Source organism: Kitasatospora sp. NBC_01300 (genome assembly GCF_041435235.1).
Taxonomy (GTDB): domain Bacteria; phylum Actinomycetota; class Actinomycetes; order Streptomycetales; family Streptomycetaceae; genus Kitasatospora.
The window spans coordinates 108,232-116,751 of record NZ_CP108409.1 but is presented as its reverse complement, the minus strand read 5'-3'; the positions used below and the strand labels follow the sequence as shown (position 1 = coordinate 116,751).

The window sequence follows — 8,520 nt, the reverse complement described above, 5'->3', positions numbered from 1 at the left end:
ATGACCAACCCCTTCGACGACCAGGACGCCACCTTCCTCGTGCTCGTCAACGACGAGAACCAGCACTCGCTCTGGCCGCAGTTCGCCGACGTCCCGGCCGGCTGGACCGTCGCCCACGGCCCCGACACCAACGCCGCCTGCCTGGCGTACGTCGAGAAGTCCTGGACCGACATGCGGCCCAGGAGCCTCGCCGACGCCATGGAAGCCCAGCGGTAGCGCGGCCCGCAGTGAACCTGACCGACACCACGGACGAGGCCCGCCCCACGGCGGGCCCCGCCCCGGCCCACGACCTCGCCGCCGACCTGCTCACCCCCGAGGCCCGGCGGGACCCGTACCCGTTCTACGCCCGCATGCGGCGCGAGAGCCCGGTCCACCGCAGCGCGCAGGGCATCTGGTACCTCACCCGGTACGCCGACGTCGAGACGGCGCTCGGCGACCTGCGGCTGTCCAACGACCGGGACCGGATGACCCGCGCCTACGGCGGCCTGGGCGGCGACCTGAAGGCCCTCAGCCGACTCGCCGACCGGCTCGGCCGGGTGATGACCAACACCGACCCGCCGGACCACGCCCGGCTGCGCAAGCTGGCCAACCGGGCGTTCACCGCCCGGCGCGTCGAAGCCCTGCGCGACGGCGTCCAGCGGATCGTCGACCGGCTCATCGACGAGGCGGTCGCGGCCGGGCCCACCATGGACCTGATCGAAGCGGTCGCCTCCCCACTGCCGATGTCCGCCGTCTGCGAGCTCTTCGGCATCCCGGACGGGGACCGGCCCCAGGTCAAGAGCTGGTTCCACCGCTTCGGGCGGCTGGGCGAGGACATCGACAAGTCCGAGGAGGCGATCGGGCAGTACGAGGAGTACCTGTCCGGGCTCATCCGGCAGCGCCGGCGTGAACCGGGCGACGACCTGATCAGCGCCCTGGTCGCCACCCAGGCGCAGGACGACCGGCTCACCGACTCCGAACTGCTCTCCACCTGCTTCGTCCTGATCACCGCAGGCGACGAGACCACCACCCACCTGATCGGCAACGGTGTCCTGGCCCTGCTGCGCCACCCCGACCAACTGGCCCGGCTGCGCGCGGATCCGGGGCTGATCCGCGGCGCCGTCGAGGAACTGGCCCGCTACGACACGGTGACCCAGGCGATCGTCCGGGTCGTCGCGCAGGACCTGGAGATCGGCGGGCAACTGCTGCGCGAGGGCGAGCTGGTGTACCTGTTCCTCGGCGCGACCAACCGCGACCCCGAGCGCTTCGAGGACCCCGACCGGCTCGACCTGACCCGCCCCGGCAACCGGCACCTGAGCTTCGGCCACGGCCCGCACTTCTGCCTCGGCGGCCCGCTGGCCAAGCTCCAGGCGGAGGTAGCGATCGGCACGCTGGTCCGCCGACTGCCCGAACTGCGGCTGGCCGACGGCACAGCGCTCGACTGGCGGCCCAACCCGCTGCAACGCCGGCTGAACGCCCTCCCGCTCACCTACTGATGAACGAAGACGAAGGAGCACCGACCATGGCCCGAGAATTCGAGGTCCGCCGGGAACAGGACCTGCCGGCCACACCCGAACAGGTCTGGGCCGCCGTCGCCACCGGCGCCGGCAACCTGGGCTGGCTGTACCCGATGGAGGTCGAGCCGCGCGTCGGCGGAAAGGCCACCCGGGGCGACTCCACCGTCGTCGCCTGGGAACCGCCGCACCACTTCGCCGTCCGGGCGACCCAGGACGGCGGCTTCTCCAACACGCTCAGCTACCGCATCGAGCCCGCCGACGGCGGAACGAGCCACCTGCGGATGGGGATCCACTGGGTGCACACGGGCATCGTCGACGAGGCCTGGAGGTGGGACGCCAAGTCGGACGTGGCCGAGAAGCACGTCGACTTCTACCAGCACGGCCTCGCCGAGTACCTGCGCCACTTCGCCGGCCGCCCCGCCGTCTACGTCAGGGCCCAGCGCCCCGAACCCACCGCCGACCCGGCCGACTTCGCCGCGCTGCGCCGCCGCCTCGGCCTCGCCGACGACGCGGCCGTCGGCGACCGGGTGCCGCTCCACCTCCCGGGGACGGACGGCCGTCCGCAGGAGGTGGTCGTGGACTGGCTCAGCACCGACTTCCTCGGTCTGCGCGGCCCGGACGCGCTCTACCGCTTCTTCAACGGCAGCACCTGGAACGTGCCGATCTGGCTCGGCCACCACCTGTTCGCCGAGGACACCGACGAACAGCGGGCCACCGCGGCGTGGACCGCCTGGCTCAACGACACCCGAGCCTAGGTCCCCGATGGAAACCTCAAGGCAAACACTGCTCTACGCCGCCGAACTCGTCGAGGAGAACGGCACCTACACGCTCGTCGTCGAGGACGTGCGTCGGGGCGGCGTCCAGACCACCCCGGTCCCCAAGGCCATGGTCGACAAGCTCCCGACCTTCCTCTCCGCGCTTGCCGCCAAGCTCGACCCGGCACCGCCGACCCGCCGCTGGTAGACCTCCTGGCCCCTCACGAGGCCGGTGCCGGCCGGAAGCCACCGCTCCCGACCGGCACCGGCCTCGCCGCCCCGGGCCGGAGTTGACGGCACACGCACCTTGGGATGGGTGATTCCGAACTCCAGCAGGGTGAGGCTGTGAGCGCAGGGACGTCGGTTACGTGATGCTCATCATGGACTTCCGTGGATACCCCCGGCTTCAGCCGGGGGAGGAATTGGACTGCCCGCGTAGCGGGTCAGGTGCCTGCGTTTCGCCTCTGGGGTGGGCCGCGGTGCTGTGACGTGCGGGATTCGAGTTGCACGGTTTGCCCCGCTAGGTTGTGGGTCATGACCACGACTCATGTGAAGCGGGCGTTCAAGTACCGCTTCTATCCGACGGATGCGCAGGCGGCTGAGCTGTCGCGCACCTTCGGGTGTGTGCGGAAGGTCTACAACATGGCGTTGCAGGCCCGTTCGGAGGCGTGGACGCTGCGTCAGGAGCGGGTCGACTACAACGCCACGTCGGCGATGCTGACGGGGTGGAAGAAGACCGGGGAGCTGTCCTACCTGTCCGAGGTGTCGTCGGTTCCGTTGCAGCAGGCGCTGCGGCACTTGCAGGTGGCGTTCACCAACTTCTGGCAGAAGCGGGCGAAGTACCCGACGTTCAAGTCCCGGAAGAAGTCCCGCAGGTCCGCCGAGTACACGTCCTCCGCGTTCCGGTTCCGGGACGGCCGGCTGACGCTGGCGAAGATGGACCAGCCGCTGGACATCGTGTGGTCCAGGCCGTTGCCGCGGGGCGCTGCGCCGTCCACGGTGACCGTGTCGCAGGACAGTGCGGGGCGCTGGTTCGTCTCGCTGCTGTGCGAGGACCGCCCGTGGATGCCCGCACCCGTGAACCCGGCCGTGGGTGTCGACGTCGGTGTCACCAGTCTGGTGGCGCTGTCCACCGGGGAGAAGATCGCCAACCCCCGGTACGGGCGCAGGGACGGGGAACGCCTGGCCAGGGCTCAGCGGGAGCTGTCCCGGAAGGTCAAGGGCAGCGCCAACCGGGAGAAGGCCCGGCTCAGGGTCGCCCGTGTGCACGCGCGCATCGCGGACCGTCGCAGGGACTTCCTGCACAAGCTCACCACTCGGCTCGTCCGTGAGAACCAAACGGTCGTGATCGAGGATCTGACGGTCCGGAACATGCTCAGGAGCCGGACGCTCGCGCGTGCCATCAGTGACGCGGGCTGGGCCGAGATGCGGTCCATGCTGGAGTACAAGGCCCGGTGGTACGGGCGGGACCTGGTGGCCATCGACCGGTGGTTCCCCAGCTCGAAACTGTGCTCGGTCTGCGGCGTGACCGCCGCGAAGATGCCACTGAACGTCCGCGAGTGGGCATGCGCCTGCGGCGCACAGCACGACCGGGACGTGAACGCGGCACGCAACATCCTGGCCGCCGGACTGGCGGTTACAGCCTGTGGAGACGGTGTGAGACCTCAACGGAGAACTCCGGGCGGGCAGTCGTCGGTGAAGCAGGAAGCATCCCGACCGCAGCGCTCACGCGCAGCGGCTCAGCCGCGAGGCTGAGGGGAATCCCCCGGCTTCAGCCGGGGGAGGAAGTCAAGGGGCGTCCTTCGTCAGGGGTCCGCGGGGCAGGACGGGGGTGAACACCGCGCCGCTGCCGGGGGCGTTGGCGGCCTCGATGAAGCCGCCGTGCAGGCGGGCGTTCTCCTGGGCGATGGCCAGGCCGAGCCCGCTGCCTTCGGAGCGGGTGCGGGCCCTGTCGGCCTTGTAGAAGCGGTCGAACAGGTGGGGGAGTTCGGCGGGTGGGATGCCCGGGCCCCGGTCGGTGACGGTCAGCACCAGGTCGGATTCCGGCTGCGGGCCACGGGTGGTGAGGGTGAGGCGTACGGGCGGGCGGCCGTGGCGCAGGGCGTTGCCGGCCAGGTTGGCGACGATGACGTCGAAGCGGCGCGCGTCCAGGCGGACGGGCAGGGCGGCGGGCAGGTCCAGCTCGACCCGGTCGCTCCAGCCGCGCAGGTCGAGGGTGGCGCGTACGGCTTCTGCGGCGTCCACGTCCTCGGTGCGCAGCGGGGCGGCGCCGGCGTCCATGCGGGAGATTTCGATGAGGTCGTTGACCAGGCGGGTGAGGCGTCCGGTCTCGTTGCTGATCATGCGCAGGGCGGTCGCGGTGTCGGCGGGCAGGTGTTCGGCGTCCTCGTCGAGGATGTCGGTGACGGCGGCCATGGCGGCCAGCGGGGTGCGCAGTTCGTGGGAGACGTCGGCGGCGAACCGGCGGCCCTGGCTCTCGACCGCCCGCAGCTCTTCGATGGTGCCCTGGAGGGTGCGGGCGGTGTGGTTGAACGTCTTGGACAGCTGGGCGAGTTCGTCGTGGCCGGAGACGGCGAGGCGGGTGTCGAGCCGTCCTTGGGCGAGGGACTGGGCGGCGTCGCCCAGGGCGCGGACGGGGCGCAGGACCTGGCGGGTGGCGAGCAGGGCGAGGCCGGCGGCCAGGACGGCGGCGAACGCGCCGGCGCCGGTGGCGGCGGCGAGCAGCGTGCTGGTGGCTTCTTGTTCGCGGTCCAGGGGCAGGAGGGCGTAGACGGTCAGCCCGGACAGGTCGCCGGCTCTTGCGGCGGTGGCGGCGGTGGTGTGGGCGGTGTGGGTGACGGGGACGCCGACCGCGAGCCAGGAGTGCCCGTCGGCGGTGAACCGCTGGAAGGCGCCGTGGCCCGAGCCGACGGTGTCCTGGAGGGCGGCCGGGACGGTGACGGCGGCGGTCCACTCGGAGTGGGCGGCGCCGTAGCGGGCCAGGACGCGCCAGTCGCGGAAGCCGCCGGTGCCCGAGAGCCGCAGGGCCAGGCGGTCGAGTTCGGCCTGGGTCGGGGGGAAGGGCAGGGCGGGGGCCAGGACGTCGACGCGGCGGCGCAGCTCGTCCAGGGCGGTGTCCTGGGTCAGGTCGAGGGTGGAGCCGGTGGCGGCCTGGTAGGTGAGTGCGGAGGTGGCCAGGGCGCTGACGGCGGCGGTGGCGACGAACGCGGCGAGCATCCGTGGACGCAGCCCCAGGACGGCCCGGCGCCACCGGAGGAGGCGGGAGGCGTCGGCGCGGTCCGGCCGGTCGTCGGCACGGGCGGTGCCGTCCGCGGCATCGCGCGTGCGGGTTTCGGCCGAGGGGTGCTCCGGTGGGTGCGGCGGGGTGGTCACAGGGGCCCGAACCGGTAGCCGAATCCGCGCACGGTCTGGAGGTAGCGGGGCGTGGACGGGTTGTCCTCCAGCTTTGCGCGCAGCCGGTTCACCCCGGCGTCGACCAGGCGGATGTCCTCCTGGCGGCCCAGGCCCCAGACGGAGTCCAGCAGCTGCTCCCGGCTGAAGACCCGGCCCGGCGCGGCGGACAGCTCCAGCAGCAGGCGCAGCTCGCCGGGTGCCAGGGGCAGCGGGGTGCCGCGTTTGGCGACGGTCAGCGCGGCCCGGTCCAGCACCAGGTCGCCGTGCACCTCCCGCACCGGCTCGGCGACCCCGGGCGCGGGGGACACGTGGGTGGTGCGGCGCAGGACGGCCTTGATCCGGGCGTCGAGGACCCTGGACTGCGCGGGCTTGACCACGTAGTCGTCGGCCCCGTACTCCAGGCCGAGGACGGTGTCGATGTCGTCCCCCCGCGCGGTCAGCATGATCACCGGGAGACTCCCGTGTGCGCGCAGCCGTCGGCACACCTCGAAGCCGTCGATCCCGGGCAGCATCAGATCCAGCACCACGATCTCCGGAGGCTCCCGGAACGCCTGCTCCAGGCCGTCCTCGCCGGTGGCGGCCATCCGTACCTCGTGGCCCTGGCGGCGCAGGCCCAGGGCCAGCGCCTCGCGCACCGACGCGTCGTCCTCGATCAGCAGTACCCGTGACATATCCACCAGTATCGGGCCCTCCGGTCTGCGCAGGGGGCCGTGGGGCAGGGATCGGCGAGGTTGTTGCAGAACGCTCATACGCAGCTCACAGGCCCGGAAACCGCGCGACGGACGGTGGTTCCCGTCGCGGTGGCCGACTGTGCCGAACGGAAGGCACTGCACGGGAGGGCCTCGCGCCCCGGCCCCCGGACCGTCGGGTCAGGCCGTGGGGAACTCGACCCGGACCCGCAGTCCGCCCGTGTCGCCGGGGACGGCGGTGACGGCGGCGTGGTGGGCGCGTGCGATGGAGGCGACGATGGACAGGCCCAGGCCCGCGCCCTCACCCGGGCTGTGCCGGCGCTCCCGGAGGCGGCGGAAGGGCTCGAAGAGATAGGGGACGGTCTCCGGCGGCACCTGGGGGCCGGTGTTGGCGACCTCCAGGACACCGTCGTGCACGCCGACCTCGACCCGGCCGCCGTCGTGGTTGTAGCGCAGGGCGTTGCCGACCAGGTTGCGCACCAGGTGTGCCAGCAGCACCGGGTCACCCTCGACGGACATGGGGGAGGTGTCGGCCCGGACGGTGACGCGGTTCTCCCGGGCCTCCTGCGAGGCGGCGTACTCGGCGGCCGCGGTGCGGGCCAGTTGGTCCAGTGCGACCGGTTCGCGGCGGTCCAGCCTCTGGTCGGAGACGGACAGCAGCAGCAGGCCCTCGATGAGCCGTTCGCTGCTCTCGGAGACCTCGATCAGTTTGCGGCGGACCCGGGCGACGGCGGCCGGGTCCTCGGTGGCCAGCCCGATTTCGGCCGCGGCCCGCTGCACCGCGAGCGGGGTCCGCAGTTCGTGCGCGGCGTTGGCCGCGAACCGCTGCTGCGCGCCCACCAGTTGTTCCATGCGGTCGAGCATGGCGTCGAAGGTGTCGGCGAGCTGTTTGAGCTCGCCCGGGGGTGCGTCGAGGGCGATCCGCTCGTGCAGGTTCTCGCCCGAGAGCCGCTGCGCCGTGTTGGTGATCACCGACACCGGGCGCAGCACCCGCCCCGACATCCACCAGGCGAGTGCCGCCGAGATGACGGCGAAGGCGGCCAGAGCGATCAGGGAGACGGTGAGCAGTTGGTTCTGGGCTGCCTGCTCGGCGGCCTGGGTGACGACCTTGACGGCCTGGAAGTGGGACTGTCCGCCGTCGGCGGGGGTGGTTCCGGGGAGAGCGCTTGCGGGTGCGGCGGTTCCCACCGTGAGGGTTTGCGCCGCGGAGGGGCCCGGGGTCCCCAGGGTGGCCAGTCGCGGTTCGACGGCGACGGCCGTGCTGATCGAGGTGTACAGGTTCTCCCGGACCAGGAAGTTGACCAGGAAGATGAGCATGGCCCCGGCGAGGACGAGCAGCCCGCCGTAGAGCATGGTCAGCCGGCCCCGCTCTCCGCCCGGCAGTCGCGGGCGTGCTCTGCCGGGCAGGGGGAGGCGGTTCAGGGCGGCCGGGGCGATGCGCCTCATGCCGGGGCGCCGATGCGGTAGCCGTGGCCGGGCACGGTGTCGATGACCGAGGGCTCGCCGAGCTTGGCGCGGAGTTTGCTGAGGACGACCCGGACCGCGTTGGTGCGGTATCCCATGTTCTGCTCCCACACCTGCTCGATCAGGTCCTCGCCGCAGACGACGGCGCCCTCGGCCTGCATCAGCACCTCCAGGACGCCGAACTCCTTGCGGGACAGGGCGAGGTAGCGGCCCTCCCGGAAGGCCTGGCGGCGGGCGGTGTCGAGGGTGATGCCGGCACGTTCGATGACCGGCGGGAGGGCGGGGTGGGTGCGGCGGCCGAGCGCCAGGACCCGGGCGAGCAGTTCCTCGTAGGCGAACGGCTTGGTGAGGTAGTCGTCCGCGCCCAGGTCCAGGCCGTCGACGCGGTCGCGGACGGTGCCGGAGGCGGTGAGCATCAGCACCCGGGTCAGCAGTCGCTGCTCGACGACGCTCTGGCACACCTCGTCGCCGTGCGCCCCGGGCAGGTCGCGGTCGAGCACGAGCACGGCGTAGTCGGTGAGCCTCAGCCGCTCCAGCGCGTCGGCGCCGTTGTACACGACGTCGACGGCCAGGGCGTCGCGCCGCAATCCCTCGGCGATCATGTCCGCCAGGAATTCCTCGTCCTCCACGATCAGTACACGCATGACACCAGGTGTACCTGAAAGCCACCTTTCGTCGCCGTAAAGGTCTCGGCTGACAGCGGCGAAATGCGGGTGCGTGCCA

The 8,520-nt window shown here is 72.1% G+C and carries 9 protein-coding genes; 5 read left to right on the top strand and 4 right to left on the bottom strand.

The annotated features are described in order from the left end of the window. The 5 genes from OG556_RS34275 to OG556_RS34255 all read left to right on the top strand — a co-directional run bounded on the left by OG556_RS34275 (window position 1) and on the right by OG556_RS34255 (window position 4,006). Window positions 1-216 (top strand): MbtH family protein, encoded by a 216-nt coding sequence (locus OG556_RS34275; RefSeq protein WP_331742999.1) that lies wholly within the window; start codon window positions 1-3, stop codon window positions 214-216. Window positions 217-227: 11 nt separating this feature from the next. Next, on the top strand, window positions 228-1,475 hold the full coding sequence (locus OG556_RS34270) for a cytochrome P450 (RefSeq protein WP_331742997.1): 1,248 nt from the start codon (window positions 228-230) through the stop codon (window positions 1,473-1,475). Between the two features lie 26 nt (window positions 1,476-1,501). Further along, on the top strand, window positions 1,502-2,251 hold the full coding sequence (locus OG556_RS34265) for an SRPBCC family protein (RefSeq protein ID WP_331742994.1): 750 nt from the start codon (window positions 1,502-1,504) through the stop codon (window positions 2,249-2,251). Window positions 2,252-2,258: 7 nt separating this feature from the next. Beyond that, complete coding sequence (locus tag OG556_RS34260; RefSeq protein ID WP_331742991.1) at window positions 2,259-2,459, top strand: hypothetical protein; 201 nt, start codon at window positions 2,259-2,261, stop codon at window positions 2,457-2,459. Between the two features lie 326 nt (window positions 2,460-2,785). Further along, the gene (locus tag OG556_RS34255) at window positions 2,786-4,006 is read left to right on the top strand and encodes an RNA-guided endonuclease TnpB family protein (protein ID WP_331742988.1); all 1,221 of its coding nucleotides are present in this window, start codon (window positions 2,786-2,788) and stop codon (window positions 4,004-4,006) included. Between the two features lie 33 nt (window positions 4,007-4,039). On the opposite strand, the gene OG556_RS34250 is transcribed toward OG556_RS34255, so the two are convergent. From OG556_RS34250 to OG556_RS34235, 4 genes are all read right to left on the bottom strand, one after another. Then, window positions 4,040-5,623 (bottom strand): HAMP domain-containing sensor histidine kinase, encoded by a 1,584-nt coding sequence (locus tag OG556_RS34250; protein WP_331742986.1) that lies wholly within the window; start codon window positions 5,621-5,623, stop codon window positions 4,040-4,042. After that, window positions 5,620-6,315, bottom strand: a complete 696-nt coding sequence (locus OG556_RS34245) for a response regulator transcription factor (RefSeq protein WP_331745369.1) — start codon at window positions 6,313-6,315, stop codon at window positions 5,620-5,622. The genes OG556_RS34250 and OG556_RS34245 overlap by 4 nt, the downstream gene beginning before the upstream one ends. Window positions 6,316-6,513: 198 nt before the next feature. Next, window positions 6,514-7,779 carry an ATP-binding protein gene (locus tag OG556_RS34240; protein ID WP_331742983.1) on the bottom strand — a complete coding sequence of 422 codons (1,266 nt, stop codon included), beginning with the start codon at window positions 7,777-7,779 and terminating at the stop codon, window positions 6,514-6,516. Then, the gene (locus OG556_RS34235; RefSeq protein ID WP_331742980.1) at window positions 7,776-8,441 is read right to left on the bottom strand and encodes a response regulator transcription factor; all 666 of its coding nucleotides are present in this window, start codon (window positions 8,439-8,441) and stop codon (window positions 7,776-7,778) included. Before OG556_RS34235 ends, OG556_RS34240 begins: the two co-directional genes overlap by 4 nt. Window positions 8,442-8,520: the final 79 nt, after the last annotated feature.

Coding starts and splice junctions, on each gene's coding strand:
- OG556_RS34275 (WP_331742999.1), top strand. CDS start 1: ATGACCAACCCCTTCGACGACCAGGACGCCACCTTCCTCGTGCTCGTC.
- OG556_RS34265 (WP_331742994.1), top strand. CDS start 1,502: ATGGCCCGAGAATTCGAGGTCCGCCGGGAACAGGACCTGCCGGCCACA.
- OG556_RS34245 (WP_331745369.1), bottom strand. CDS start 6,315: ATGTCACGGGTACTGCTGATCGAGGACGACGCGTCGGTGCGCGAGGCG.
- OG556_RS34260 (WP_331742991.1), top strand. CDS start 2,259: ATGGAAACCTCAAGGCAAACACTGCTCTACGCCGCCGAACTCGTCGAG.
- OG556_RS34240 (WP_331742983.1), bottom strand. CDS start 7,779: ATGAGGCGCATCGCCCCGGCCGCCCTGAACCGCCTCCCCCTGCCCGGC.
- OG556_RS34255 (WP_331742988.1), top strand. CDS start 2,786: ATGACCACGACTCATGTGAAGCGGGCGTTCAAGTACCGCTTCTATCCG.
- OG556_RS34235 (WP_331742980.1), bottom strand. CDS start 8,441: ATGCGTGTACTGATCGTGGAGGACGAGGAATTCCTGGCGGACATGATC.